This is a genomic window from Paenibacillus sp. plas6 (genome assembly GCF_057221655.1).
The window spans coordinates 1,230,853-1,257,619 of the sequence record NZ_CM170151.1 but is presented as its reverse complement, the minus strand read 5'-3'; the positions used below and the strand labels follow the sequence as shown (position 1 = coordinate 1,257,619).

Genomic DNA, 26,767 nt, shown 5'->3' with positions numbered 1-26,767 from the left:
TATTAATGTAGAGCGGAGAATGACTATGACAAAAAAGAAAGTTAGACATAAGTCACACAATACTACAAATAAAAACGAACGGTCAGAACAAACGATTTATACCAAAAATGAAATTGTAACTGCGCAAGTCATTGGCTTAACGCATGACGGGGATGGAGTAGCTCGTACAGAGCAAGGATTTACTCTGTTTGTGCCGCAAGCATTGCCAGGTGAAACCATTGAAGCAAAAGTATTAAAAAGCAAGAAAAATTATGGCTTTGCTAAGCTAACTTCATTAAAGGAAGCTAGTCCGGATCGTATTGAGCCGCCTTGCCCGATTTATTATAAATGCGGTGGCTGTCAATTGCAGCATTTTGACTATAAGGCGCAACTTCAGTGGAAAAGGCAGCATGTCATTGATAACTTAACGCGAATCGCGAAACTTAATGTAAAGGGTGAGCCGACTAGACAAGCTGCTAATATAGATGAAGGGTTAGAGCATAAAGCGATGGTTGAGCATGCTGGGGCTGCTGAGAAGCAGACGACAGAGCAAGCGCAGCATGAGATTGTCGTTCATCCTACGATTGGAATGAATGATCCTTGGTATTATCGCAACAAGGCGGCCTTGCCGATTGGTGCCTCGCCGCAGGATGGTCAGCTAATTGGCGGTTTTTATGCAAAAGGAAGTCATCGCATTATTGATATGGATGTTTGCCTAATTCAGAAGCAGTTAAATGATGATGTGCTTGCGATTGTAAAGGAGATTGCACGAAAGTTACGAATTGAGCCTTATCATGAGGAAAGCGCGACAGGCGTACTGCGTCATGTGATGACTAGAGTTGGTGTAGTGACTGGCGAAGTAATGGTCGTGCTAGTTACGAATACAACTAAAATTCCACATCAAGATAAGCTAGTTGAACAGCTTCGTCAGCGTGTTCCAAACTTAAAAAGCATTGTGCATAATGTGAATAACAAAGTAACGAATGCGATTTTTGGTGAGCATACTGAGGTTATCTGGGGTAATGAAGTCATTTATGATGAGCTGGATGGCTTGCGCTTTGCTATCTCGGCGAGATCATTTTATCAGGTCAATCCAGAGCAGACGGTAGCGCTGTATCGCAAGGCTGTGGAATATGCAGCCTTAACAGGTAAGGAGCAAGTGATCGATGCCTACTGTGGGATTGGTACAATTTCCTTGTTTTTAGCTCGTCAGGCAGCTCATGTGTACGGAGTAGAAATTGTGCCTGAAGCAATTGAGGATGCGAAGCGTAATGCCGCGCTTAATGATTTGCAAAATACAACATTTGAAGCGGGACCTGCCGAGGTAGTTATTCCACGCTGGAAACAGGAAGGAATGAATGCGGATGTAATCGTTGTAGACCCGCCTCGTAAAGGCTGCGACGAAGCACTACTGCAGACGATATTGGAAATAAAACCGAAGCGAGTCGTCTACGTAAGCTGTAACCCGTCCACGCTTGCGCGCGATTTACGCGTGCTGGAGGACGGCGGTTATCAGACAGTAGAGGTTACACCAGTCGATATGTTTCCGCAAACGGCGCATGTGGAGTGTGTGTCACTACTCATTCATGTAAATTAAACGGCAGAGGCTGCCGAGAAATTATAGAATATTCTAGCGGTGCCATCTGCCTTCATTTCAATACGCTTAACAAGTCTATGTAGTAGTTCTGTAATGAGGCTGGGACATAACTAGTCTCTAAAGCAAGAAAAAGAGCCTGGGACAAAACTTGTCTCTTAAAACAAGCAAACGGTGAAATCTGTTCAAAGATTTCACCGTTTGCTCATTTTAGGCTCTGTTTTTCTAATGCTATGCTACGTTCGTAGCACATATTTCCTTAAGTTTACTGCCATTAAGGCAAGTCCAATCTCATGCTCAACTTTCCGTTTTCCTCGAACTGAAAAGCGAGTGAAACCTAAATTAGCCTTCAAGAATCCAAAAACTGGCTCTACGTCGATTTTACGTTGACGGTAGAGTTCACCTGTTTTTTCTTCTGAAAGCTGTTCTTGTACATATATTTTTTGTTGTTCCCAACGATCGTTTATTAACAGTTGTCGATTTCGTCCTTCTCCTGCCTTTGTGCAGCTTGTTCGGAAGGAACAGCCTGTACAATCCGAACATGAATAGATCTTAAACTGACGTTGGAACCCGCCTTTATCTTTACGAGTAGCATAGCGTTGAAAGGTGAGATATTGATCATTAGGGCAGGTATATCGATCTTCCTCCGTATCGTACTGCCAGTTTCTCGGTTGAAAGGGATCGTTCTTTACCTTCTTCTTTTGTTCGCGCTCATACATCGTATACTTCATCAATGGAACACGCTTGCGATTGGTGATGACATCCTCATAGTTTTGTTCACTTCCATAGCCTGCGTCCGCCACGATGTAGGTAGGTAAGTCGAAGTATTGGTTTTCAATTTCATTAAGAAAAGGAATGAGCGTCTTCGTGTCTGTTGGATTAGGATAGATCCCATACGCCAGTGTATATTGTCCTTCTGTCGCAATTTGTACGTTGTATCCAGGCTTTAACTGACCATTCTTCATATAGTCATCTTTCATCCGCATAAACGTCGCATCCGGATCGGTTTTCGAATAGCTGTTTCGATCTCCAAACTGTTGTTGATGCTGCTTGTATTTTTTCTTTCGTTCAATCCATTCACGGACTTGCTTGAGCATTTGTTTTGGCACTTTACGCTTGCTTCGTAATTGCTTTCGTTCGCTCGTATTTTCGGATGCTTCCATCTTTTCTGTATAGCTTTCAACCACGTGTTCGAGGTGTTCTGCGATCTCCAACAAGTTTTCCGTAGAGAGTTCCTGCTCATGTTCGAGCTCTGGAATAATCTTTTGTTCCAATAACTCGTTGTACAATTGATTCGACTTCTCGATTAGACGAGTATGATGCTTGTCCACGGCTTTTTTCCATACAAACGTAAACTTGTTGGCATTCGCTTCAATCTTTGTACCATCAATGAAAATCGCTTCTTGGTGAATGATCTTTTCTTCTACTAACTTCGAGCGAAATTGAACAAAGCACTGGCGGATTAATTCCTTCATCTCAGGATGAACACGGAAACGATTGATTGTGCGGTAGCAAGGTTCGTAGCCTTGTGCCAACCACATCATCCGAATACTGTCTTTCGTTAGAGCTTCAATTTTACGACCAGAAAAGGCAGATTGGGTGTAGCCACATAGAATGATCTTGAGCATCATGCGAGGATGATAGGATGGACAACCATCACGACGAACAAACGAACGAAACGCTTCATCGGGAATACTTTCGACCAAATGATGAATGGCAAACGCAATATCTTTTTCATTTAATTTAACTTCTAAATTTAGAGGCAAAACTAATTGGTTCATGTTATACTGTTTGTACATAAGGAACACCTTCTTTAATGTTTTTGTAGGAGTACTAAAATTTTAACAGATGGTGTTCCTTTTGTATTTAAAAATTTAACGGCGATGACATTTTACTTTCGTAAACGTCACCGCCGTTTTTAGTTAGGCTGGGTTATTTTGTCCCAGCCTCTTTTAACTGTCGGATTAATTGTTCAGAGAACATAGCTGAAGGAACTATTGTCCCTTCTCCCTGTAAAAGTTGTTGTTGCATAGCATTGAGTTCATTCATTTCATGCTGAATATCTTCAACGCGTTGCTGATAGTCTTCAGAGCTTATTACTTCATCAAGTAGTAGATCAAGGAGTTTTTTCTTTTTAGAGCAAAGCGATTCAAGTTTAGCTCGTATATTCTGAAGCTTTTTTTCAAGGGACTTTTGGTGGTTCTGTTGTTTCTTTTCTAATCTCGATTCAATGTCTGATAAATCCACATCTCCAGTAAAGCTTTTTAAATCATGGAGTATTTGTTGTTCCAATAACTTTTCACGAGCCTTTATATTGTTAGAACACTTAGTTAAACCATATTTAATACGAGTACCACAAGCATATCCTTTAGAGTTTTCCTTATACCACATCGCACGACCACATTCGGCACAAAATATATAGTTAGTAAATAGGTGAACCTTGGGAGCAGTTATATTCCTTTTTCGAATTGCCATTTGGTTTTGTTACTGCATCAAAGTCAGCTTGAGATATAATGGGTGGATGCGTATTGAAAACCGTTATCCATTGTTCTTGTGGAATACTTTCCCTTACAGAACTAGTGACACTTTTTGTAGTTTCTCTACATTGTACCAAGTGACCTAAGTAATGTGGATTCTTGAGAATATGTTTTATACTAGATGAATGCCATAGACCTGAAGCATTTCTTTTGCCAGCAAGTTGAGAAGGAGAAACTATTCCTTCATCACATAATAATCTGGCAATAGTATCACACCCCATACCAGATAAATATTGACTAAATATTCGTCGTACAATATCTGGAGTGCCATCATCTCTAAGTTCCAATTTACCTTGGTTTACTTTATAACCATAGGGTGGAATAGAGCCTTTGAATCGTCCTTTTTTAGCTTCATTGATATAGGCTTTTTTAACTCTCTCACTAGTGTTTCTAGATTCTTGCTCATAAATCCAAGCATATAGACCAAACATATGATCATTTTTCTTGATTGTATTAATCGCATTATCCAACGTGACAATGTGAACGTTATGTTTTAGTGCGATTTCTCGGATTTGGTAGCATATCTTACCGTTTCTAGCGAGTCTAGATAGATCTTTAGCAAGAATAATATCGAATTTCTTTTCTTTAGCATTTCGTAACATTAATTGAAGCTGCTTTCTATTTTCACTCGTTCCGCTTTCAACATCGGTATAGATTTGATATAGATCCCAGCCATTTTCACTCATAAAACGATAAAAAATATCTTTTTGAGTTTGAATAGAAGTCTGTTGCTCTTCATGATTAGTAGATACACGAATATAAACTGCACATCTCATAATTTTTTTCCTCCAAATTCATGAGATGCAACAGTGTTTACCTGATTATTATCGTAATGATTGGATAATAATGTGTCAATTACACTATCTACATATGAATCTAAAATTATATCTAAAGTTGGAGAATTGTTATCGAAAAATCGTTCAATACGTCTATCGTAAAGAGTAGTCATAGGAAACCTTCTTTCTTGTTGTAATAATGAAACTATTCATTGAGTAAGTTCGTTGAGTGTTAGTCGATAACAGGTTGCAGCTCATACTCCTCATGTTTAATCTCGCCAAAATGCTGAGATTGGAAAGACAATGAACGAATTAGTTTTTGTTGTTCGAAATTTATACCTTCAATATAATGAAGAGCTTCTGAGCCTGTAATAACGGTAGGTAAAGTTAGCTTCTTACTTCGTAAATATAGACGTTTACCAATGAGTCTAGAGTCATTTACAGCCTTGTTCATATACGATATAAGTGAATCTATACTAGAACTATCTACTGGCTTAATCCATATGTAACCTAGTCCCCATAACATCTCTATATAGTCATGAGATAAATTACTAGCATTCAGTAGAATGTGAAAGTGTAGACCGTCAATACCAACCTCAGATTGAAACTCTATAACTCCTAAGTGCTTTATAGAAGGATAGTGTTTTCGTAACCGCTTCATAAACTTGTTGAATAATAATCTAGATTCTTCTACAGTCGCAATTGGATTGTCAACACCTGACTAGACAGATTTCTTAAGTGCCTTCTCTTTGTACGCTAATGGGCTTAGATATCCTAGTGTGGAATGAATCCTAGCTTCGTTAAACCATTTGACGTATGTTCCTAGCTCTTGCTTTAACTGAGATAGCGATTCAAATTTGCGATTTCTCACGAACTCGGCTTTGATCAGCTTAAAGGTTGCCTCCGCAACTGCATTGTCATAGGGACAGCCTTTCATACTCAATGAACGCTTGATCTTGAACGTGTTGATCACTTCATCAATCGTGAGATTTCTAAACTCACTGCCACGATCTGTGTGAAAAAGCTGGATTTGGCGTAGATCTCCTTTTACGCTTGCCAATGCTTGATAGACTAGTGCGGCATCTTTAAATTTTCCGCAGCTGTAACCGATGATCTCCCGATTAAATAAGTCCACGAGCAAACAAATATAGTGCCATTTATTGGCGACCCGAACGTATGTCAAGTCACTCACAACGGCTTCCAGTGGTGCTTCTTTCGCAAACTCGCGATTCAGTTCGTTCTGGATCGGCGATTCGTTACATGACGACATATGCGGTTTATACTGCGCCACTGTATAGACCGAGACCAAGCCGTTTTTCTTCATCAGACGTCCAATGCGCCGTCTGGAAACCGTCATTCCCTCTTCTTGAAGCTTTGCTTTGATTTTCCTTGCTCCATACACGCGCTGATTCTCTTCAAAAATACGGATAATTGCTTGTTCCACTCCATCATTGACAGATGATTGCTCATTGCTCTCGTAGTAGTAGGTACTCCTATTGACCTGAAGGATCTTGCACATGGCCGATATGGGATACTTATGAGCGTTTTGCTGGATTACCGTTATTTTCGTCCGAAGATCAGCGCTGCTTGCTTTAAAATATCGTTTTCCATCTTCAACCGTTGGATTTCCTTACGCAGCGCTATGAGTTCCTTTTCTTCCTCGGTTCGGTTGTCTTTTTCTTTGAAAGAACCTGTTGTTCTACTCTCTTTGACCCAACGGTCAAACGCAGATGCACTCAGATCATATTCTCTCAAAATATCTGCACGCGGTTTCCCATTCTCGTAAAGTTGAACCATCTGCTGCTTGAACTCGTCTGTAAATGACCGACGCTCACGTTTCTGCATGACATTCTCTCCGTTCCTTGTCGATTTGATTTCAATCTACTAGACCTTAAGAGAATTGTCCAATTCAGTGTAGCCGATCCAAATTGATTGTAAATAACAATCGTTAAACGTCAATGTTAGAAAGGAACTATTTGTTGAAAAGTTACAATGCACTAATCGTTTGAAGTTTTGAACAGCTCGATTAGTACTAGTTTTTCTATTTTCATTGAAGAGAACACTAGGTTCTGAAGAACGATATCTACGTCCTCCAAAACTATGACGATTGCGAATAACTTCTTTTTCATAGTTAACAATCTCCATTCGATTGCCACTAAGGATAAGCTTAATACTATAGTTTTCGTGAAACATATTGATCCTCCGTACAGAAACCTAAATAATCAGTAGAGTATCAAGTGAATATTTAGTTTCCATTGTATGTATTCAACATTATTTGACGTCAAAAATGATGTGCTTTAATCATATAGAATGATAAACAATAAGTCATACTTAGCGGTGCGCAGTCATATAGAGGCAAAATTAGTTATCGTATAGTCATTGATAATTACCTAGTGTTGATCTTAAAATAGCTTTGAATTACTTGAAATTCTTTGATTTTGGGTTGTTTTTACTATATTGAGGAAAAAATATAAAAAAATTTTACGAACTAGATACAATATAGTTCTAACTAAAATGTGACGTTCGGAGCCCCACCCTCCTTTAATACCCTTCGGGTAAAAGAAAGTATATGCTATCACGTATAGTCTTTAATAAGTTAAACTTAATGATTAATATAGATTAGAGGTGGAAAAAGTAATAACTTGGAGAAAGATTTATGAAGGAAAGGAGAATAGGTAAAATGTTGCCGAAAGGAATTAGAAGAATAACACAAAAACAAGTAATTAAATTACTATTGCCAATAGGCTTTTATACAGGTGGTTTCGTAGTAATGACAGAGCAACGTACATGAACTGAGGAAGGACATGAATCTACACTTGAAATCATTAAGCAGTTAAGAAAAAAAGATGATTATAAGCAATGGTTAGATATAAAAAAGGAAATTGATTTGTTGTAGTAACTATTTATTAACTTCGGGTAATTGGCATAGTTGAGTAAATTCAATTTATTGGATGCTGGGGAGGAGACTAGAGTCTATAATAATTTTTTTGTTAATCATTATGCGATCAAGTATCAAAAGGATATAATTAGCTTAAACTCGACTTATTCTAGGAATAATCAATATTTGTCCTCAATTTTGTATCGCAACTGTTCATTTGTGAGGATATTTATTGAAAAGATCGGAGTATTTTCATTTGTTAGTCTTCTGTTAAGAAAGATTAACAATGACAGCTTCTATTTTATTAGTGATAACGTTCAGCTTACGAATCATAGGAGAAACTTAAATAGTGTAGAAATTGATTAGCATATCGAATGATTAATTCGTACGTTTTTCATGGCTTTTTCATTCACTACATAGTAGATATACTTAAGTTTTACTGCCCCTCCTTAGTACGAAATACATAATTAAATAATAATAGAGCAACCAGTCATTTAAGGTTGATTTATACTTTTACCCAGTGATTGAATATTTGCATAATCCAATCATGGAATTGATCAATATTTTTATCAAATTTAGCTGTATTGCAATTTTTACAACAAGGTACTACATTTTCTTCAGTGTATCCTTTTGTATTATCCTTTCGATCAAGACCATTATAATAAACAATAGTATCACTAATCGGAAGTTTAGTTTCATTATCTAATTTATCTTTTGCAATATTACTGTGAGAAACTCCACAATAAAAGCAAGGTTGATAAATTAGGGAAGCGTATGCTTCAAAAGGTAAAATAGAATTAAATCCAAGTTTATTTTTAGAACGATTTTTTAATCTTGAATATAAGCTTTTAATTATAGAAGTAGTTCTGTCTTGGTATCTACTTTTACTCCATTTTTTTCGAAAACATCCACAACTAATTGTATTACCACGAATAACTTCATATTTATCCACAATATGAGTATTTCCACAAATACATTTACATATTACTTTAATATATTTTTGACCACTTGGACGTTTATGTTGTTTATATGAAATAACTGTTAACCAGCCACATGTTTTTCCAATCATTTCATCAACAGTATATGACTTATCAAGTCTTATAGGACGAGAAATTGCTTTAAAATCTAGTTGTACATATGGCAAAATATCTGTTTTCATGCCACCATTTAATATGAATACTTGATATATTCTTGAAATTAATGTTTTAAATTCTTCATAAGATAATTCTGCTTTTGCTTTGTTACAATGGTAGCGTCAAGAAGTTTGTGTAAATAAAAATAACTTTTACTTGTAGCAGTTGAATTACGTGTTGCTTTTGAACATGGCTTGTAGTTCTGCACGAGCTTGATCAAAGCCAATATGACATCTTGTAGCAAAGCGTTGGTTATAGCCTTCGAACTGTGAAACTAAGAATTTTTCTAGTGCTTCTTCATGAGGAAATTGCTCTTTCCGCTTGGTATATTTCTTGATCTGCTTGTTAAAGGATTCAATAAGATTAGTAGAGTAAATGCTTCTCCAAATCGACTGTGGAAAGCTGTAAAACGTGAAGATATAGGGATTCTCCACTAAGGCTTTCGTTGCTTTAGGATAAGCAGTTTTCCACTTATCACAGAAACGTTCTAGTGCTTCACGACCAGCTTGCTCATCTTTTGCACGGTATACGGTCTTGAAATCATCACAGATCTCAGCACGATCAGACACACGCACTTTATGAGCAAGATTGCGAGCAAGATGAACACAACAGGTTTGGTATTTGGCACCTGGAAAGACCTCGAAAATGGCATCAACCATGCCTTTTAATCCATCAGAAATAAAGAGTAGCACTTCTTCTGTGCCTCTTTCTCGAAGGTCTTGCAGAAGCTCTTTCCACACGTAAGCAGACTCGGTTGGAGCAATGGCATAGCTTAACACTTCCTTAGAACCATCTTCGCGAATGCCAACAGCTAAGTAAACCGCTTCTTTCGAAACGGTCTCACGCTTTACAGCAATGTAGGTTGCATCCAAATAGACGCAGACATAGCGTGTAGCTAACGAGCGTTTCAAGAAGGCATCCACATGCCCTACCATCACTTGCGTCATGTTAGAAATGGTTTGCGGGGTGTAATGATGCCCATACATTTTCTCGATCAGATCAGCGATTTCAGTCATGGTTACGCCCTTTTGGAACATATGAATGACAAACGATTCTAACGTGTCGTTGGATCGCTTGTAGGGTGCTACGGTCTGCTGCTTGAACGCTCCATTACGATCACGAGGGATTTGAAGGTGCAGATCGCCGTATTCCGTATGGAGCGTACGTGTATAGCTGCCGTTACGAGAATTGCCTGTATTGAAGCCTGCACGATCATACTTTTCGTAATCTAGGAAGGCGGTTAACTCGGTTGTTAACAAGTGATTCATCGCTCTTTCGAGGTGAATACGAAAAATTTCAGTCACATCTTGTTTTGTAACTAGAGCTTGGACTAAATCTGTTGTAAAATGATTCATAGGGAAGACCTCTCTCTGTGAATTTTGTGTGGTAACTCAATTCTACAAGAAAAGGTCTTCCTTTTGCATTTATTCATTTACACATAATATTTTATACTCTCGTTACAATGTGTACAACATGGCACAATATTATCTATAGTATATCCTTTTGTATTATCTATACGGTCTAGTCCATTTATAAAAATCATTCTCTCGGGTATAGTAGATGGTTTACGATTATAATCTCTGTCAATTATCATTGCACTAAAAGGTGTGTTGCAATAATGACAAGGAAGTTGTATTAACTCAACAAAATCATCAAAAGAAATAATCTCTCCAAAACCTAATTGTTTTGAACGCTTACCAATAGAGCTTTGGTAATGATGAAGAAGAATGGCGTGGAAACGATCATCATAACGATTAGGAGCAAAGTGTTGGCATCCACAATGTGTTCGTATTCCATGTATCAAATCATATTTTTTTACTGAAACCAACTTTTGATTACCACAATCGCATTGGCATAAATATCTAATTTCAATTTTTCTTTTAATTCGTTTTTGAATAAAATTAATGGGTACTAGTTTTCCAAATTTTTTTCCTATTAATTGAGTATGATCTTTAGTACCTTGCTTACAACCACACGATCTAGTTCTACCACTTAAGATATTATGGACATCTTTACCAACTGTTTTATCTGAATTGCAGTCACAAATACATTGAAATATATATCTATAACTACCGTTTTTTGTTTTGTAGGAATAATAATTTATTACTGTTAATTTACCGAATTTCTTTCCAACATAACTTTCATATTTTCTTTTTGTAATACTCAAATAAATCACCACCTAAATACTGTTTTAGCCAAATAACTAAAGAGTTATTCAATGCAAATAGGAGTGATGATAAGTAAGTCATTCTTAATTGTTTCATAATATTATTTTGAATAGAAGAAATATTCTATTTTTGATGAAGAGGTGTGAAGTTGATTTACAAGAAGGTATAATAATATCATGGATATGATTGTAAAAAGCGGTATAAGATGATGATGAAATGGGGTGTTACTGAAAATGATCTACTAGTAACATAAAATAATAAAGTAGATTTGCTATATATTGTTTTGAAAAAAAAGGAAATAATTTGATTATGGTTAAAAAAATATTATAAGGATGATTATAATGAGAATAGTCAGACTTAGAATTGAAAATTTTAGGGGGATAAAGCAAGGGACACTTCTTTTTAACCAACATACAATATTAATGGGAACAAATAATGTTGGAAAAAGTACAGTGATTGATGCAATCTCTTTGGTATTAGGTAAGGAGAAAATGGTGAAGTCAATTACTGAACATGATTTTTTTGGTAGTGCACCAATCCCAAGTACACGTATTAAAATAATAGTTACTATTGCTGATTTTGTGAAAAATGATCCTGATTACAATCTAAACTGGTTTAGGGAAGGAAGAGCAGTACCTAAATGGTGGGATCAAAATGAGAAGATAGTGAAATCACTAAAATCCTCTGATGAAGATATCTTATGTACCGAAATAGGTTATACTGCACGATTCGATCATGATACTTTAGCAGTTGAAGCATTACGATATTTTCATGATGATGATAGTATAGTTGATCCTTTTTTATATGAAGTTATTAATAAAGTACCTGGAAAATTGTTATTAGATTTAGGGTACTATTCAATACCGGTTTCAAGAACATGGGATAAGCTTATTTCATTTAATTCTGAATTATTTCGAAAATTAGTATCTTCCATAGATGGAATTCCTTCTAAAGAATTATTAGACATTAGAAATCAGCTACGAAACCCAACAACACCATTAGAATCTACTGGGGAATTAGGAAAGCTTATTAATAGAGTGAATACAGAATTAATGGGCTTTTTACCGATAGCTCCTGAAATTAAGTTAAGAATTACATCCACAGATATTGATTCACTATTAAATTGCATTACACCTCACTTTCAATTTTATACTAATTCACTTATACCAGCAGGGAGAGTAGGATCAGGTCTACTGTCACTTCAAATTCTTCTGTTGCTCATAGAACTAGGAAGTTTAAGACAAAGATCAGATCAAAATTTTCTTCTTTCAATAGAAGAACCAGAATTGCATATTCCTTATGGGATACAAAAAAGACTAATATACAGAACGCAATCTATTGCGCAACAAACTATAATTACTAGTCATTCTTCAAATCTTGTTGCTTTTTATCCAGCTACTTCTATTTTAATATTAGATAATAAAGATGGAAACTTACTTGCTAAACCATTATTAGAAGCACCATTGGATAATTCTACACCTAACAGTATTAGAAAGTTATTTACTGATAACAGGCATGACTTGATATCTGCACTCATGCAAGAATACTTGTTAATTCCTGAAGGTAGAATAGATTTCGAATGGTTCCGACTTCTTGTGAAATTCACCGAAACTAGTGAGAATTTGGACTATGATTATGATTTTTTACCATTTGGTTCTTGCTTCGGCGTGATCCCAACTCACAATGCTTCTATATTAGATACATACAGTTATTTATCCAGAGTACATAATCAAATAGTGATAATTGTTGATGGAGATAATGATGGAGATCGATACATAAATAGACTTTTACAGTTAAACCAACCACCAAAATTAATTATTCAGTGGCCAAGAGATTGGGTTATTGAAGACGTTATTATTTGGATTGTTGAAGCAAATGCTGAAGCAAAAAGAAAAGTAGAAGCTTTACTTGGATGTGATGATGACTATCCTCTGTCTACAAAATTAAAAAGTGATGCTAAAAATAATGGGGTCAAAGGAAACTATTTAATTTATGAAGATATTACTAGTATTATTCATTCTTATACTGAATGTGTTGTGAGAGCTCGTAAACTATTAGATGCAATAGTTCAATTAGTATTTAAAAGAGACTATTCCATGTCTAGTTTTGAAATGGATAATAGGAGTACAAGTGAAAGCTATGTAAGGGTGTGGAGAAAATGACAATTCATTTTTTTGAAGGACCCGCTGGTAGCGGTAAGACGACTGCATTAATAAGTAATCTTAAGAAACATATTGATAAAAATTCACTATTAGAAGGACAATTTATCTTAGGACTAACAATGATGCATGGAGCTAGGCACAGGCTTTCTGAAAAACTTCAAGTAGAATCTCGATTAAAAAATAAATTTAAATGTTTAACTTTTGATAGTTTTGCTTGGAAATTGGTTAATCGTTGGAGGGGGGTGGTTAATTATTTGCAAATTGAGTTTCCTAATACTTACGAGGAAACTTGTAATGTAGCAGCGAAGTTATTGGAGAATGACTTAGTAAATAAGTGGGTTTCTAGTACATATCCTATTATTTTAGTTGATGAAGCTCAAGACTGTAAGAAAGGTCGCTTAGGTATTATAAAACAGTTAAATAAAAACTGTACATTATTTATTGCTGCAGATGAATTTCAAGATTTAAATAGTACTCAACCAAGTGAGTCTGTTGTTTGGTTGAAATCAGTATGCACACCTTATTCATTAGTAAAAAATCATAGAACAAACCAAGCATCCTTACTAAAGGTTGCTGAAAATTTACGTAATGGACTAGGAATAACTAGTCTTAAAGACTGCAGAATACATGAGGTTCCAAGTCATTATCCCGCTATACATTTATGTGGATATTTTTTATTAAATAATTTTTTATTAAATAATATAAAAAAACAAGTAGCAATATTGAGCCCTACCAAGCCATCTAATGCACCATTTGTAAGAAACGTAGTTAATAAGTTAGCTTTGGGAGGAACCATGTTAAAACGCTATCCAACTCCTCTGCCACCTATTAATATAAAGTGGGAAGAAGATGTGAGAGGCCTGGAAGAAAAACTTAAAAGTATTCTGCCTGAGAACTCTAATATGTTAATAAAAGCTAGTGATATAGTGATCAATAAAACAATTGCAGGGGCAAGTCAGCTTAAAGAGTGGATGCGCCAACAAGAGTCTTTAAGAGGTATTAATGAATTTTCTGTTTCTGAGATTATTGAACAAATTTCACTAATTTGTCAACAACTTAAATCGTATGGTGGTTATTTCAAATCTTCAGTTCGTGCTATGACTATTCATCAAGCAAAAAATCAAGAATTTGATTGCGTTATTATACTATGGCCATATAATGTCAGATCTGATGATGAAGCAAATAGAAGATTGCTATATAACGCTGTAACAAGAGCAAAAGAATCTTGCATAATAATCGTACAAGGAAATCCAACAAACAGCAGATTAAAAAAATCTCCTTTTTGTGTAGAGCAATGAATCTAAGTATACTAAAGACTAATTTTAGTTTTAATGAATGAATATACATAAATAAAAAACAATATTTACAATAAACGAGTGTTTCAAATATTTTGCAATTTGTTTTGTATACAATTGCTATTGCTAGTGGTTAACTCTTAATAGAGGTGAATTATTTATGTCTTATTTAATTATTTTGGATACGAATATCATTTTTAATGATTTTTATTTCAAATCATCAGATATAAAAAAATTACTTAAATATAATCGATATGAACCAGTAGAATTGTGTATAACCAAGTTCAATTATTATGAAATATTAAAAAAATATCGTGATGAAATCAGACCACTCGTAAAAAAAATAAAGAGTACTAAAAATGATTTAATAAAGCTAGGGGCATCAGAGTCAATTGATTTTAATAATTTAAAAGCAGATATACTCACTAATAAGTATAAACAATTTTTAGACAAAATAATTGATGAAAATAACATAATTATTATCGATTATCCTAAATCACCTGAAATTATTGAGAAGATATCCTCAAAATATTTTAATAATATAAAGCCGTTTAGTGAAAATAAAGTTTCATTTCAAGATGCTATTATCTGGGAAAGTATCGTAGAATATTGTAATGACAAGATGCCCGATAACATTGCATTTATATCAAGTAATTATAAAGACTTCTCAAATAAAGACCAAAATAGTATACATGAAGATTTATCTACCGATATACATAATCTATCCTATTATAATTCGTTGTCAGCATTTTTAGAAAATGAAGAAGACAATTTAAGAGATTATTTTATTGATAATTTTGAATACGATAAACAGTTTTTAGAACACGAACTAATAAAGTTTTTTGAGAAAAATGAATATCTACAAGATACTGTTGATGATATGCTTATGAATTCTGAATTTGAAGGGGATTATTTTAGTGGCTGGGGAACTGACGGGTATATTGAAAGATTTAGTATAACATTAAATGAAATTTCCCTAGATATTGATGAAAATGCAATGCTCATATCCTTTGATATTGATGTTGATGTAAGTTTTAGCATTGAAACAATTGATCCAACATATGATAGTGATGATCCTGGTGATGGTATGCTTTCCGAAGATAGCAGTACAACTATTTTGATACAGAGTAATATTACTTACTTATTAGATGAAAAATCATTTATAGATTATGTTGAACTAGAAAGAGAATTCAATTGAAAAATAAGATTAAAGTTAAACCTATCATTAATTTTTGCGACAATGAGTAGTCATTTATGTAGTTATAACTGTCGGAATTGTTATGGATTTAGGTAACCACTGTGCATCTCAATTATTTTAAGTTGTCACAATCACTCACGCCATGTGGAGTGCTGTTCACTGTTAGTTCGGAAGGACAATTAAATCGGAGTATTGGTGGAAATAGCAAAGAGTATAAGTCGTGGTTGGAGCGACATAAGGATGATGATCAAACGGCCGATACTTGCACCGAGATGGTTGGGCACTTTAAAAATTATACTTCAATAATTATTGCCACTGAGTCAGCGATGGAAGGAATTAATCTGGAGTTTGGTAGTGGATTATGATATGCCATGAAATTCGCGATGAATCAAATAGTGGAGTGGACTGGGCATTGTCATAGTTATGGTCAAAAGCACGATGAGGTTGTGATTGATTTTCTGAATCGAAAAAATACGGTAGATAAAAGAGCAGACGGAATACTTGAAGTTTTATATTTTTCAGGTCGTATGACCGTATTTCGGGGATAATCCAGCATATAAAGAAAATAATAAAAAAAATAGGAGCGTTTAAAATGGTACCTGTAGTTAAGACACTTAAAAAAGAGTACGCAAACTACAGGTATTTTTATATACTAGACTTTGAAGAGTGATAAGAAATGGAGCGAGCATGAGTAAGCAATTATTTTCATCCGAACAGATAGAACAATTACTAAAGAACCCCCATGTATTAAAGGTAAGTGAACGTTCAATTACTTATTCAGATGCCTTTAAGAATCAATTTATTGATGATTATTTAGCAGGTAAAACACCAAGACAGATCTTCAAAGAGTCCGGCTTTGATATTGAGATGATCGGTATCAAGCGGGTTGAACAAGCCTCCTCTCGTTGGCGAAAAGCGTATGAGAAGAATGGCTTAATTGGGTTGACCGATACACGAAAAACGAGTTCAGGTAGACCTTTAAAACGTGAGTTAACGACAGCAGAAATACTAGCACGACAAGCAGCGCGTATTGAGCTATTAGAGAGCCAAATAGAAATGCTAAAAAAGCTCGAAGTGACCGAAAGGAGGCTGCTAAACGAAAGGCAAAAACTAAACACCGATAAAATATTCCAACTGATTTTCGATACCATTCAGCAGTTTTCATTTCAACGAATGGTCACTTATTTTTGCAAACTCTTAAACGTCTCACGTTCTGGCTATTATCACTATGTACAGACAAGTGAAGTGCGAGCAATGAAAGAACAAAAGGATGTAGAAGCGCGTGATTTCATTTTAAGAGCCTTCAAGCGTCGTGGCTATAAGAAGGGGTCACGTTCGATTAAAATGACACTTGAGCATGACTATGGTATCGTAATGAGTCGCAAGAAGATCCAACGTATTATGCGAAAATATGGCATAACATGTCCTCACCGCAAAGTAAATCCATATAAGCAAAGCAAATGGCAAAAGCAACAAAAGAGCATCGAGTTGTGCCGAACAGACTACAGCGCCAATTTAAGCAAGGCGTGCCAGGCAAAGTATTATTAACTGACATCAGCTATCTTCCGTACAATGGAACAATGGCTTATTTGTCGACGATTAAAGATGGATCCACGAATGAAATATTAGCCTATCATGTATCGGACTCTATTACACTAGATATCGCGACAACAACCGTCAAAAAACTCTTCCGCAATAAACGTGTAAAGCTCCATTCAGAAGCCTTCCTTCATTCCGATCAAGGTGTTCACTATACAAGCCCAAAATTCCAAAAGCTATTAAAAACACTATAAGCTTGGTCAATCTATGTCACGTCGAGGCAACTGCTGGGATAATGCTCCTCAAGAATCATTCTTCGGTCACCTCAAAGATGAAGTTGATTTCAGTATGGTAAAAACACTAGATGAATTACGTGCTAAAATCGATCATTACATAGTTTACTATAATAATTATCGTTACCAATGGAATCTAAAAAAGATGGCTCCTGTTCAATACAGAAACCATCTACTAGTTGCTTAAACTCTTTTTTTATTATGTCAGTGCTCCCCTTCCTCTTTTTATTTAGTCTGTTTAAGGCGTTCAGGGAGTTGCACAACAATCAGTAAAGATGCAGCGATGAGACAAGCAGTTAAAACAATGCGTTTAAATAAGATGGATCGACTTACATTGCAGTAAAAAAGAACTGATGAAAATAATAGCCCCTCCGTACATTGCATACATAGCCCAATGTTTTGCTAGTTGCTGTCCTCCTGCAAGTTCAGGGCCAAGCCCCACAATGGGCAATGAATAGTTAGAAGGCAGATACAATAAACCCAATAGAACTGATAGAATAGCTGCTGCTCGAATTAAGGCATTGCTACTAAATCTTGTTAGGATCATTAATACCAATCCTCCTTTTTATGGTCATTTGCTTACCTTATTATATAAGACGACAAGATAAAGGGGGTTGTTACATTAATTTAGCTTTTTTCCATAAATGATACAATCTATACAGTCAGCGAGAGAAAGTAATAGCTTAATTCTTAACACTGACCTTTGCCATTAAAGATACAACTTGTTCTTTGGTTCGTAGTTCGCCAACGACTTTTTCGACAATTTTTCCACTTTGGTCTATAAGAAAGGTTGTAGGCATGTCAACCACATTATATTTTTTACCGATTTCGTTATATGGCTCTAATAAAATTGGGAACTCAATATCATACTTGTCTTTAAAACTCTCAACCATAATTATACCTTCTCTAAGGTTGACTGTTAAAATTTCGATATTTTCAATTTTTTCAGCATATGCTTCATTCATTCTAGGCATTTCTCTTTCACATGGACTGCACCAGCTTGCCCCAAAATACAAGAGAATACCTTTGCCACGGAAATCGTTTAATTCTATTTAATAAAACAACATCATTTGAATCGCTCCAAGCATTAGTAGAAGGATCAAGACAATTACTCAACGCCACTGCAAAAGGAGATCTGACTGCTGCCATTCAAGCACCAGAACAAGCTCCATCTGAAGTAAATGAAATCATAACTAACCTTAATGCTGCAGTAAAATTGCTTCAAGAAGCTGCTTATGAAAATAAGCTTCGATTAGATTTAATCACTCAGGCTGTTCAAGCAGGTATTTGGGATATGACCGTTGTTGCCGGCGATTCAACTAATCCAAACAATCAATTCATTTGGTCAGACGAATATCGGGCACTGCTTGGCTTTCAAAATGAAACAGACTTCCCGAACGTGCTTAGCAGCTGGTCAGAGCGGTTGTTTGATGAGGAACGAGACATGGTAACCAAAGCTCTGGCAGATCACCTCAATGACTATTCAGGCAAAACTCCTTATGATATTGAATATAGAATCCGCAGAAAAGATGGTGAAATCCGCTGGCATCGCGCAACAGGGACAACATTGCGAGATAATAGGGGGTGCCTTTGAGGATTGTTGGCATAAACATAGACATTCATGAGAAGAAATTAAGAGATAACGAAATGAATCTGTTAAATGAGCGTTATAGTCTTATTGATGAAGCATTGATCGAAGCACCATGGGACTTTACCGTTCATAACGGGGATTTGGAAAATGTAAATGTATGGTACTCTCAGCAATTAAGAAAGACGTTAGGCTATACGCAAGAGTCGGAATTTCCAAATGAGTTCGAAAGCTTTTCAAACGGAATGCATCCCGACGATCGTGATCGAGTTCTCGAACAATTTTCTGCAAGCTTAAATGACTACTCAGGTCAAACCCCTTATAACGTAGACCTGCGAATGCGAAAGAATGACGGTAGCTACCTTTGGATTCACGCTACAGGAAAAACTTTGCGTGACAAAGATGGTGTCCCATTACGTTTTGCGGGGACAATTCGCGATATTTCTCATGAGAAAAATAAAGAACGTGCGATCATCCAAGTGAATGAAAGCATGCTACAGTTATCGACTTCGATTCAAGAGATGACAAGTGCCATTGAAAATGTAACCATTCAAGCACAGGAAATGGCCGCTGCACAAGAGAAATCGATGGAAGCTGCGAATGCGGTAAAAGTTAGCTCAGAGGAAACTAAAAACATTTCGGTCTTCATCCGTGATTGCAGATCAAACAAACCTGCTAGGATTAAATGCTGCAATCGAGGCAGCGCGGGCAGCTGAATATGGCCGAGGATTTGGCGTTGTTGCCAATGAAGTTCGCAAACTCGCTGACAATAGCTCAGTGGCCACAGAAAATATCGAAAAAGGCCTCAATGAAATGAACAAATCCATCGACGAAATTCAGCATCAAATTAGTCAAATGACCACAATGACACAATCACAAGCAGCAATTACCGAGCAATTGAACGCATCGATGGAAGAGATTAGCGCCATGTCACAAAACTTAGTTAATATCGTTAAATCAATCTAATCAGTAATTTCACTCCCACTCCAAAATAGCTAAGCGAAGCTCAGCAGTTATAGGCTGGGCTTCCTTGTTTTTGATGTCTCTTTAAACATCTGCTGTTAGTCCTGTTAAAGGAGAGAAGTTTTATTAAAATAACGCGCTAAAACTTAAAAGCGAATTTACTCCGTTAACTCAATCAGTTTTGAAAAAAATATAAGTCCTTCATCATTAATATCATTTCTTCCATATGCATCTAAAAATATATCCTTATATTTATCCGACTTTAAGTTATAGTTTAGTGTCCAAATTCCCCAGTAAATATCATAATGCTTGTCACCAATTCCTCCATAGCCTACATCAATAAAACTTTTAAATGCAAAGTTATCCATAATGATATTAGGTAAGCAATAATCACCATGTATAATTACATCGTCTTTAGCTGAATATTTGTAATCATTCAATGTACTAAGCTCTATCCCTTTACTTTGAGCTTGACTTAACAATTCATTAGTTCTATTGACATACGGGCAACCCTCGGTTGGCAGTGAGTGCAACATTTTTAGATATTCGCCAAATACGCTGGCTAATTTACTGGAATTTTCAATATGTGGCACTGCTGTTCCATCCTCGCCACTTACTGCTTCTGTAAATAAATAGTCATACTCTGAATCTGATTCGTAGGCTATGGCCTTCGGGGTGACATGGTGCTTATGTAAGAAGTTAGTCATTTTATACTCACGTTCAAGTGAGCCCCTTTTGCTTATCTTCAGAAACGCACGCTCTTTACCTTGAACAAAAAATGTCTTTGCATGTTCTGAGCAACTACTATCATAAAAAGTTGCCCCTTTTATGTAATGTCTAATGTTTTGCGGTATATTCTCAATATTAAAGGAGACTTTCCTTCGTTCCATATCAATTCCCTCTTTTCGTACTTTTTCTCTTAAACATAAAGTTAGGATCATTTTGTGTTGAGTATATTTTTTTTTAAGCTTGATACTTTGTATTCATTATATACAGATATTTACAGTTTAACAATGGTTAATATAATAGCTATAAATTATTTAAAAAAATTACAATTTATAATATAATTTGGTTATCCTTTATTTATTTGATAAAGGGGTGTGTATTTTGCCAAAAACAAAAATCTTTTTAAGCTCAGCCTCTCAGCCTTCATTTTCGGCACTTAGAAACAGTAGCTTTGAGAAACTTCTTTCGCTTGGTCATGAACCAATGATGTTTGAACGCAATTTTGGCGCATGGCATAATGGAGAAGATTCCATCACAAGATGCTTAAGAATGGTTTCTGAGTGTGACATTTTTGTATTGTTCATAGGTGATAAGGCTGGAACTATAACTCCACATGGAAGATCTGTTACACATTTGGAGTTTGAAAAAGCTTTAGAACAAGAAAAACCTATTTTAGTTTTTGTTGAACAAGAACTAAAATGTGAGTTTTTAGAAAATGTTAATCATATGATTGCGGAGTACGTATCACTCTGCAGATCAAATGGTTCAAGTAAGCCACGTTCAAATGATATTATTCAACACATTTCTTCTCATAAACATAGAATTAATGCGCGACTACATAGAGTTGATGATTATGTATGGTATTTTCTATACGAAGTTATATCTGAAGAAAAGATATTTGTAGGAGATCTTACTCCAGGGGTATCCATCGAGTGGGATATATTGCTAAGTGATATGCTTCGAGATGGAGTTGAAATGCTGCGAAATAAAAAAGATATTGAACGATCCATGATTCAATCCAAAGAACTTCAGCACTATAAAAACTTTACCTCAAAGATTATTCCTTTCCTTAGACTAGGATTTAAAGCCGACCTTCCCGATTTATTATTAGAATCTAAAAATAACGCAAAAGGAACCGATATTGTTAATGATTTAGGATATGTAAAGCGTAAAATTGGCAAGATTAATGATTGTTCTGCAGTTACCATTTATAAAAAAGAACAAGATACGATGAAGTTAATAAAATCTGTAGGAGAAGCTAATGGAAGGGATTTTATTAGCCTTTCTGATGATTCTTCCTATGTAGTTATTACACAAAAAGGAAACACTGATAATATATTTTATAGAGAATACAATAATACACTTTACGTTTGTCTTAAAGGAATTGATTTTATTATAACGTTTCATTTTCCATGTGGCGATGAATGGAATTTAGAATTGTTCGTAGACTATCAAAAAAATGTCGAGCATGATATGATGAATAAAAATGGTGAGCTTTTCGATATGTTAGTCAAGATTTTAGAAGGGGTGATTTAAATATGGAGAGAAAAATATATGTCTCAATTAATGGAGATGTTACAGAAGTTGTTAGGGGCAAACAATATCCTAAAAATGCATTAATTTTTTCTCCGCTTGAAAAATCACCCAAGGAATATCGTAAACAAAAAGAAATTGCTTATAATGAAGTATCTACATCGCTTGAAAAGATGCTTGAGAAAATAAATAATAAACCAAAGCCGACTTTTTAATATCGGCTTTAACTTTTACGTTGAGGGTTTCCCAACATTACATTTTCTTCTTTAGAAACATTTCGAAAATGTTAATGAGTGGAAACCCTTATTTTATTCGTACAGGAAACTAGCGCAACCGGAATCAAGATAACACTGCTCTAAATTTATAAGATAAAAGCAGATGGTTGTAAGGAGGCACAGGATATGTCGGAGTGGAAAAGATACATTCAAGCAATCGTAAATGAGATTGACGCATGCATAAAAAATGAAGATGATGAAGCACTTACACTTTCTGCTTTAGCTGAAAAACTTGGCTATTCTGAATACTACACTTCGAGAAAATTTAGTGAAGTATCGGGTATGACACTGAAGGATTACATTAGATTCCGTAAGCTTGCTTTTGCATTAAAGGAACTAAGAGATACGGATTATAGCATTATTAGCATCGCTTTAAAGTATGGCTTTTCGTCTAATGAAGCATTTACCCGCGCATTCAGAGAGGCATACGGTATTCGTCCAAGTGAATTTCGCATTAATCCTGTTCCTGTTGTACTCCGAACAATCATCAAGCCTTTTGATTGTTATTTAATGGAAGGAGCAATGACTATTATGAAGCAAAAACAGAGCATTGGTGAAGTAAAAACTTACTTTGTTCAAATTCCGGCACATAAGTTTTTACACATTAGAAATTATGAAAGTATTGGCTACTGGGATTTCTGGCAAAAGCAAAGTAAGATTGCTGGTCAGGATTGTGAAACGATTTGCGGTTTACTGGACAGCATTAAAGGAAAGCTTGATGACGAAGGCGGCACAGAAGCAAACGCTGGCAGCGGGCAGCTTATGGCTTGGATAAATGAGCCTAGCGGAAGAATATGCAGATGGGGGATTCCATTGGCAGAGGCGTATGGTGTGAGACTGCCTAGTGATTATAGTGGAGAAGTGCCGCAGCAAATGCAGTTAATGGATGTACCCGAGGGTGAATATATTGTATTTGAGCATGGACCTTTTGATTATGAAACAGAAAATCAAAGCGTAGAGGCAAAAATTGAATCCGCTATGAAGGAGTTTGATTATGAAAGCAGCGGGTATCAATTAGATTTAACTCAAGGCAGAGTATTTTATTTTTATCACGACTGCGAGAGATTTTTTAAATATGTAAGACCAGTATGCAAAAAAGCATAGTCTAAAAAACTAGACTCGCCCTGTCTGGTTGGGTCTTATAAATGAGTTGAAAAAGGTTTCCGGACGCTCAATCAATTTTAGCGATTGCTGGAAACCTTATTTAAGTTATTGCTTCATGCATGTTTATGGAAATAAGAATATTATGAGTAAATATTATCTAGACAATAAGGAGTCAACCTATGAAAAAGCAAAGCAATAAGCGAAAGTTAATCGTTTTGGCGGCAATGTGTAGTACTGCTTTAGTATTTGCAGCTTGTCAGGGTGAATATATCACTTCAACAGAAAACGGTGCAGCAAAGCAAGAAGCAAATTTATTAGCAGTGACACCATCCCCAGAAGAAAATGAAAATAGCAGCAATGAATCACAAGGGCTCTTTTCTGATTTAGCAAAGTATCAATTTGTGTTTTCTAGTGGAGTTGGAGGCTGGCAAACGATGCTAAATGTTAATGCTGATGGTTCATTTACAGGCGATTATTATGATTCTGATATGGGCGATGCTGGTGAAAAGTATCCAAACGGAACTGTTTATTCTTCAACATTTAAAGGTAAATTTACAAAACCAATACAAGTAAATGAATATACATATGCTGTTTCCATTGAAGCAATCGAGCTTGAACAAGAAATAGGCAGCGAGGAAATTGTCGATGGGTTCAAATATATTTACAGCAAACCTTATGACTTAGATGATGCAAAGGATATTTTTATCTATACATCAGAAGCTAAAATAAAAGATTTACCTGAAGGATTTACAAATTGGGCGGGCTTTATGGAATTAGCTGATGAGGAACTTTTTATGGCTTGTACAATGTCGAAACTGAAAGTGGATTTTCTAGTTATTTAATTGATGAAATAGTAGAATATAGCGAAAATATAGATGCCAAATTTGATATTGAAGCAGAAATTGCAAATATTGAAAAGCAATATGAGGGACTGAATGAAAAGCTAAAACATGATGATTTAACTCAGTCAGAAATGAATGCTCTAGCAAATGATATGTATGTACTATGGGATGATGAAATTAATCGAATATGGGGATATTTAAAGGATACTCTTGATAAGGATGCAATGGATAACTTAACGTCCATGCAGCGGGAATGGATTGCTGGCAAAGAGAAGGAAGTAAAAGAAGCAGGTTCAGCATATGAAGGTGGAAGTATTCAGCCAATGATAGAATACGTAAAGGGTGCAGAGCTGACTAGAGAAAGAGTACACGAATTAGCACAATTATTAAAATAATTAAGTGATTAACTATTTGACAGTTAACTATTTGTCAGTATAATAATGGTAAAAGATTACTAAAGAAAGGAGTTGAAAATATTTGAAGCATCCACTCGATAAACCAAATATCGATATACAGCTTTTCCTTACATTGCACCAAAAGACAAGCAAATTAACGAAAGTATTGGAGTCAAAAATTAAAGATCTTCATTTAAATTTAGGACGACTATGTTTGCTTTATATGCTGGAGAAGAAAAATTATGAAGCATTACCTTCTGAATTGGGTGATGATCTTGCAGTTACTAGAGCCAATATTAGCGGGTTATTAAATGCTTTGGAAAAGCTAGATTATATCGAAAGAAAATTTGACATAAATGATCGCAGAAGAGTAAAAGTAGTTATGACGGATGCTGGGAAAAGCATTTTGACAAAGGCATGGCCGATATATGAAGAAGTGATTAAAGATTTATTTAGTGATCTTAGTGAGGACGAAAAAGGCACACTTTTAGCTATTATGAATCGTCTGTAGCTCCCTATTTGAAATAATAGGGTTTATTTTTTGAAAAATAGTTAAGTACCTAATTACTAACTAATTAATTACTAATTGATTAATTATTTTTTGGAGGTTGATTAAATTGAAGAAAATGATTATGACATTATGTGTATTATCCTTTTTAGTTGGTTTTGATTTAATTGTTACTGTTCCAATGCTACCGACGATAAGCAGCGATTTAGAAATAAACATGGAAATTAGCGGAGCTTTATTTACGGCATATGCTTTGTCCTATGCCATTTTTGGATTAATAACCGGCAGCGTTTCTGATCGGATTGGAAAAAAGAAAATGCTATTAATCGGTATCGTTATATTTTCAAGTGCGACATTTATAACAGGTCTGTCTGCATCTTTAATTACATTGATAGTTTTTAGAATTTTAGCCGGTTTAGGAGCTGCGATGATTCAGCCTACCAATTATGCGATCGTTGGTGAAGTCGTGGATTATATGCAACGAGGAAAAGTAATGGGGCTTGTCTCTGTCGCACTAATTCTTCCGACCGTTGTAGGAATACCGATTGCAGGTTTTTTAACAGATGTTTTTAATTGGCGCATATCCTTTTTTGCTTTAGGCATTATCGGAATTGTGATGTTGATTGTTGCTATATTTACGATTCCTAATTTCAAACCTACCAGTTCAAATTCTTTACTAAAAATGTTAGGAAGTGCTTTATCAAATCGTACGGTTACTTTAACGCTGTTCATTTCATTTTTGTATTATGGCGGATTAGAAGCTATTTTTTCTGTTATCGGTGTTTATTATTATAAGTATTTTAAATTAGATGCGTCGATTATTGGCATTATTCTTCTGTTTGCCGGAGGTGCTAGTATCGTTGCCAGCATCGTTAGTGGTAAAGTAATGAGCAAGCCGCATAAGAAGAAACCGATGCTGCTATGGGTTTCTATTGGCTCCTTAATCTCAATCATGCTATTAACCTTAAATGATAAATATCTTTATATATCTATAGGATTAAACTTTATTTGGTCATTTTTTTACGCATTTGGTCAAAATGTAATCAATACTTATATGTCAAGCCAAAGTGATGTCATTAGAACAACCGTAATGTCATTAAACTCCTCCGCAATGTATTTTGGAGCAACTGTGTTAAGTGCGGTAAGCGTAGCGCTTCTCAATTCGTTTAATTTTATTGCTGTTGGTATATTGTGTGCAGCAGCTTATCTATTATCAGCACTATTAACGTTTAAATTAAATGTTAAGTAGGAATCAACTGCATTTGAAAATAGATTGTAAAT

The 26,767-nt window shown here is 35.4% G+C and carries 28 protein-coding genes and 1 pseudogene; 17 read left to right on the top strand and 12 right to left on the bottom strand.

The window, feature by feature from the left end; translation table 11 throughout:
* Positions 1 to 25: 25 nt before the first annotated feature.
* The gene (gene rlmD, locus AC2TDL_RS05655; RefSeq protein WP_484701060.1) at positions 26 to 1,576 is read left to right on the top strand and encodes a 23S rRNA (uracil(1939)-C(5))-methyltransferase RlmD; all 1,551 of its coding nucleotides are present in this window, start codon (positions 26 to 28) and stop codon (positions 1,574 to 1,576) included.
* Between the two features lie 233 nt (positions 1,577 to 1,809).
* Here rlmD and AC2TDL_RS05650 read toward each other — a convergent pair whose 3' ends face one another.
* From AC2TDL_RS05650 to AC2TDL_RS05625, 6 genes are all read right to left on the bottom strand, one after another.
* Positions 1,810 to 3,372: an IS1182 family transposase gene (locus AC2TDL_RS05650; RefSeq protein WP_484697438.1), complete on the bottom strand. Its 1,563-nt coding sequence runs from the start codon at positions 3,370 to 3,372 to the stop codon at positions 1,810 to 1,812.
* Between the two features lie 133 nt (positions 3,373 to 3,505).
* On the bottom strand, positions 3,506 to 3,964 hold the full coding sequence (locus AC2TDL_RS05645; protein ID WP_484699220.1) for a hypothetical protein: 459 nt from the start codon (positions 3,962 to 3,964) through the stop codon (positions 3,506 to 3,508).
* Positions 3,965 to 3,995: 31 nt separating this feature from the next.
* Complete coding sequence (locus AC2TDL_RS05640; protein ID WP_484699219.1) at positions 3,996 to 4,886, bottom strand: recombinase family protein; 891 nt, start codon at positions 4,884 to 4,886, stop codon at positions 3,996 to 3,998.
* A gap of 232 nt (positions 4,887 to 5,118) precedes the next feature.
* Positions 5,119 to 5,589 carry a rolling circle replication-associated protein gene (locus tag AC2TDL_RS05635; RefSeq protein WP_484701057.1) on the bottom strand — a complete coding sequence of 157 codons (471 nt, stop codon included), beginning with the start codon at positions 5,587 to 5,589 and terminating at the stop codon, positions 5,119 to 5,121.
* Positions 5,590 to 5,607: 18 nt separating this feature from the next.
* Positions 5,608 to 6,731 (bottom strand): IS3 family transposase gene (locus tag AC2TDL_RS05630; protein ID WP_484699218.1). Its coding sequence is split into 2 segments (ribosomal slippage): positions 5,608 to 6,482 and positions 6,482 to 6,731, totalling 1,125 coding nucleotides; the frame shifts between segments, so codons are not numbered across the junction.
* Positions 6,732 to 6,770: 39 nt separating this feature from the next.
* On the bottom strand, positions 6,771 to 7,079 hold the full coding sequence (locus tag AC2TDL_RS05625) for a hypothetical protein (protein WP_484699217.1): 309 nt from the start codon (positions 7,077 to 7,079) through the stop codon (positions 6,771 to 6,773).
* Between the two features lie 463 nt (positions 7,080 to 7,542).
* Here AC2TDL_RS05625 and AC2TDL_RS05620 point away from each other — a divergent pair, with 463 nt between their 5' ends.
* Complete coding sequence (locus AC2TDL_RS05620) at positions 7,543 to 7,677, top strand: hypothetical protein (protein ID WP_484699216.1); 135 nt, start codon at positions 7,543 to 7,545, stop codon at positions 7,675 to 7,677.
* 592 nt (positions 7,678 to 8,269) lie between these two features.
* Here AC2TDL_RS05620 and AC2TDL_RS05615 read toward each other — a convergent pair.
* The 3 genes from AC2TDL_RS05615 to AC2TDL_RS05605 form a co-directional block, all read right to left on the bottom strand.
* The gene (locus AC2TDL_RS05615; protein WP_484699215.1) at positions 8,270 to 8,923 is read right to left on the bottom strand and encodes a hypothetical protein; all 654 of its coding nucleotides are present in this window, start codon (positions 8,921 to 8,923) and stop codon (positions 8,270 to 8,272) included.
* A gap of 144 nt (positions 8,924 to 9,067) precedes the next feature.
* Complete coding sequence (locus tag AC2TDL_RS05610) at positions 9,068 to 10,252, bottom strand: IS256 family transposase (RefSeq protein WP_484696077.1); 1,185 nt, start codon at positions 10,250 to 10,252, stop codon at positions 9,068 to 9,070.
* 77 nt (positions 10,253 to 10,329) lie between these two features.
* Positions 10,330 to 11,064, bottom strand: a complete 735-nt coding sequence (locus AC2TDL_RS05605; protein ID WP_484699214.1) for a hypothetical protein — start codon at positions 11,062 to 11,064, stop codon at positions 10,330 to 10,332.
* 342 nt (positions 11,065 to 11,406) lie between these two features.
* Here AC2TDL_RS05605 and AC2TDL_RS05600 point away from each other — a divergent pair, with 342 nt between their 5' ends.
* The 5 genes and pseudogenes from AC2TDL_RS05600 to AC2TDL_RS05580 all read left to right on the top strand — a co-directional run bounded on the left by AC2TDL_RS05600 (position 11,407) and on the right by AC2TDL_RS05580 (position 17,739).
* Complete coding sequence (locus AC2TDL_RS05600) at positions 11,407 to 13,227, top strand: ATP-dependent nuclease (RefSeq protein WP_484699213.1); 1,821 nt, start codon at positions 11,407 to 11,409, stop codon at positions 13,225 to 13,227.
* Positions 13,224 to 14,525, top strand: a complete 1,302-nt coding sequence (locus AC2TDL_RS05595; RefSeq protein WP_484699212.1) for an ATP-binding domain-containing protein — start codon at positions 13,224 to 13,226, stop codon at positions 14,523 to 14,525. Before AC2TDL_RS05600 ends, AC2TDL_RS05595 begins: the two co-directional genes overlap by 4 nt.
* A 157-nt stretch (positions 14,526 to 14,682) precedes the next feature.
* A complete protein-coding gene (locus tag AC2TDL_RS05590) occupies positions 14,683 to 15,720 on the top strand; it encodes a PIN domain-containing protein (protein ID WP_484699211.1) in 1,038 nt (345 codons plus the stop codon).
* Between the two features lie 122 nt (positions 15,721 to 15,842).
* On the top strand, positions 15,843 to 16,085 hold the full coding sequence (locus AC2TDL_RS05585) for a hypothetical protein (RefSeq protein ID WP_484699210.1): 243 nt from the start codon (positions 15,843 to 15,845) through the stop codon (positions 16,083 to 16,085).
* Between the two features lie 322 nt (positions 16,086 to 16,407).
* Positions 16,408 to 17,739 (top strand): annotated as a pseudogene (locus AC2TDL_RS05580) (IS3 family transposase).
* A gap of 123 nt (positions 17,740 to 17,862) precedes the next feature.
* Here AC2TDL_RS05580 and AC2TDL_RS05575 read toward each other — a convergent pair.
* Both AC2TDL_RS05575 and AC2TDL_RS05570 read right to left on the bottom strand, forming a co-directional pair.
* Positions 17,863 to 18,099, bottom strand: a complete 237-nt coding sequence (locus tag AC2TDL_RS05575; protein ID WP_484699209.1) for a hypothetical protein — start codon at positions 18,097 to 18,099, stop codon at positions 17,863 to 17,865.
* 136 nt (positions 18,100 to 18,235) lie between these two features.
* Positions 18,236 to 18,568 carry a redoxin domain-containing protein gene (locus AC2TDL_RS05570; protein WP_484699208.1) on the bottom strand — a complete coding sequence of 111 codons (333 nt, stop codon included), beginning with the start codon at positions 18,566 to 18,568 and terminating at the stop codon, positions 18,236 to 18,238.
* Here AC2TDL_RS05570 and AC2TDL_RS05565 point away from each other — a divergent pair.
* Genes AC2TDL_RS05565 through AC2TDL_RS05555 form a run of 3 tightly spaced genes read left to right on the top strand, consistent with a single transcriptional unit; the run spans position 18,553 to position 20,106 of the window.
* Entirely contained in the window at positions 18,553 to 19,146 is a 594-nt protein-coding gene (locus tag AC2TDL_RS05565) for a PAS domain-containing protein (protein ID WP_484699207.1), read from the top strand. The two genes, AC2TDL_RS05570 and AC2TDL_RS05565, sit on opposite strands and share 16 nt — an antisense overlap.
* Before the next feature lie 53 nt (positions 19,147 to 19,199).
* The gene (locus AC2TDL_RS05560) at positions 19,200 to 19,856 is read left to right on the top strand and encodes a PAS domain-containing protein (RefSeq protein ID WP_484699206.1); all 657 of its coding nucleotides are present in this window, start codon (positions 19,200 to 19,202) and stop codon (positions 19,854 to 19,856) included.
* Positions 19,792 to 20,106 (top strand): methyl-accepting chemotaxis protein, encoded by a 315-nt coding sequence (locus AC2TDL_RS05555; protein ID WP_484699205.1) that lies wholly within the window; start codon positions 19,792 to 19,794, stop codon positions 20,104 to 20,106. Before AC2TDL_RS05560 ends, AC2TDL_RS05555 begins: the two co-directional genes overlap by 65 nt.
* Before the next feature lie 155 nt (positions 20,107 to 20,261).
* Here the strand turns inward: AC2TDL_RS05555 and AC2TDL_RS05550 are convergent, their stop codons facing one another.
* On the bottom strand, positions 20,262 to 21,044 hold the full coding sequence (locus AC2TDL_RS05550) for an aminoglycoside 3'-phosphotransferase (protein WP_484699204.1): 783 nt from the start codon (positions 21,042 to 21,044) through the stop codon (positions 20,262 to 20,264).
* A 166-nt stretch (positions 21,045 to 21,210) separates the two neighbouring features.
* Here AC2TDL_RS05550 and AC2TDL_RS05545 point away from each other — a divergent pair, with 166 nt between their 5' ends.
* The 7 genes from AC2TDL_RS05545 (at position 21,211) to AC2TDL_RS05515 (ending at position 26,735) form a co-directional block, all read left to right on the top strand.
* Positions 21,211 to 22,365, top strand: a complete 1,155-nt coding sequence (locus tag AC2TDL_RS05545; RefSeq protein WP_484699203.1) for a DUF4062 domain-containing protein — start codon at positions 21,211 to 21,213, stop codon at positions 22,363 to 22,365.
* 2 nt (positions 22,366 to 22,367) lie between these two features.
* The gene (locus tag AC2TDL_RS05540) at positions 22,368 to 22,577 is read left to right on the top strand and encodes a hypothetical protein (RefSeq protein WP_484699202.1); all 210 of its coding nucleotides are present in this window, start codon (positions 22,368 to 22,370) and stop codon (positions 22,575 to 22,577) included.
* A gap of 186 nt (positions 22,578 to 22,763) precedes the next feature.
* Positions 22,764 to 23,741: a helix-turn-helix transcriptional regulator gene (locus AC2TDL_RS05535; protein WP_484699201.1), complete on the top strand. Its 978-nt coding sequence runs from the start codon at positions 22,764 to 22,766 to the stop codon at positions 23,739 to 23,741.
* A 179-nt stretch (positions 23,742 to 23,920) separates the two neighbouring features.
* A complete protein-coding gene (locus AC2TDL_RS05530; RefSeq protein ID WP_484699200.1) occupies positions 23,921 to 24,583 on the top strand; it encodes a hypothetical protein in 663 nt (220 codons plus the stop codon).
* On the top strand, positions 24,541 to 24,978 hold the full coding sequence (locus tag AC2TDL_RS05525; protein WP_484699199.1) for a lysozyme inhibitor LprI family protein: 438 nt from the start codon (positions 24,541 to 24,543) through the stop codon (positions 24,976 to 24,978). The genes AC2TDL_RS05530 and AC2TDL_RS05525 overlap by 43 nt, the downstream gene beginning before the upstream one ends.
* A gap of 82 nt (positions 24,979 to 25,060) precedes the next feature.
* Positions 25,061 to 25,489 carry a MarR family winged helix-turn-helix transcriptional regulator gene (locus AC2TDL_RS05520; RefSeq protein ID WP_484699198.1) on the top strand — a complete coding sequence of 143 codons (429 nt, stop codon included), beginning with the start codon at positions 25,061 to 25,063 and terminating at the stop codon, positions 25,487 to 25,489.
* A gap of 115 nt (positions 25,490 to 25,604) precedes the next feature.
* Positions 25,605 to 26,735: an MFS transporter gene (locus AC2TDL_RS05515; protein WP_484701053.1), complete on the top strand. Its 1,131-nt coding sequence runs from the start codon at positions 25,605 to 25,607 to the stop codon at positions 26,733 to 26,735.
* The last annotated feature ends 32 nt before the right edge of the window (positions 26,736 to 26,767 follow it).

Excerpts from the sequence above, each read along its gene's own strand:
- AC2TDL_RS05650 (WP_484697438.1), bottom strand. The coding sequence starts at position 3,372 with ATGTACAAACAGTATAACATGAACCAATTAGTTTTGCCTCTAAATTTA.
- AC2TDL_RS05515 (WP_484701053.1), top strand. The coding sequence starts at position 25,605 with ATGATTATGACATTATGTGTATTATCCTTTTTAGTTGGTTTTGATTTA.
- AC2TDL_RS05620 (WP_484699216.1), top strand. The coding sequence starts at position 7,543 with ATGAAGGAAAGGAGAATAGGTAAAATGTTGCCGAAAGGAATTAGAAGA.
- AC2TDL_RS05560 (WP_484699206.1), top strand. The coding sequence starts at position 19,200 with ATGAATCTGTTAAATGAGCGTTATAGTCTTATTGATGAAGCATTGATC.
- AC2TDL_RS05645 (WP_484699220.1), bottom strand. The coding sequence starts at position 3,964 with ATGTGGTATAAGGAAAACTCTAAAGGATATGCTTGTGGTACTCGTATT.
- AC2TDL_RS05530 (WP_484699200.1), top strand. The coding sequence starts at position 23,921 with ATGAAAAAGCAAAGCAATAAGCGAAAGTTAATCGTTTTGGCGGCAATG.
- rlmD (WP_484701060.1), top strand. The coding sequence starts at position 26 with ATGACAAAAAAGAAAGTTAGACATAAGTCACACAATACTACAAATAAA.
- AC2TDL_RS05575 (WP_484699209.1), bottom strand. The coding sequence starts at position 18,099 with ATGATCCTAACAAGATTTAGTAGCAATGCCTTAATTCGAGCAGCAGCT.
- AC2TDL_RS05535 (WP_484699201.1), top strand. The coding sequence starts at position 22,764 with ATGTCGGAGTGGAAAAGATACATTCAAGCAATCGTAAATGAGATTGAC.
- AC2TDL_RS05610 (WP_484696077.1), bottom strand. The coding sequence starts at position 10,252 with ATGAATCATTTTACAACAGATTTAGTCCAAGCTCTAGTTACAAAACAA.
- AC2TDL_RS05600 (WP_484699213.1), top strand. The coding sequence starts at position 11,407 with ATGAGAATAGTCAGACTTAGAATTGAAAATTTTAGGGGGATAAAGCAA.
- AC2TDL_RS05625 (WP_484699217.1), bottom strand. The coding sequence starts at position 7,079 with ATGTTTCACGAAAACTATAGTATTAAGCTTATCCTTAGTGGCAATCGA.
- AC2TDL_RS05640 (WP_484699219.1), bottom strand. The coding sequence starts at position 4,886 with ATGAGATGTGCAGTTTATATTCGTGTATCTACTAATCATGAAGAGCAA.
- AC2TDL_RS05540 (WP_484699202.1), top strand. The coding sequence starts at position 22,368 with ATGGAGAGAAAAATATATGTCTCAATTAATGGAGATGTTACAGAAGTT.
- AC2TDL_RS05595 (WP_484699212.1), top strand. The coding sequence starts at position 13,224 with ATGACAATTCATTTTTTTGAAGGACCCGCTGGTAGCGGTAAGACGACT.
- AC2TDL_RS05590 (WP_484699211.1), top strand. The coding sequence starts at position 14,683 with ATGTCTTATTTAATTATTTTGGATACGAATATCATTTTTAATGATTTT.
- AC2TDL_RS05615 (WP_484699215.1), bottom strand. The coding sequence starts at position 8,923 with ATGAAAACAGATATTTTGCCATATGTACAACTAGATTTTAAAGCAATT.
- AC2TDL_RS05550 (WP_484699204.1), bottom strand. The coding sequence starts at position 21,044 with ATGATCCTAACTTTATGTTTAAGAGAAAAAGTACGAAAAGAGGGAATT.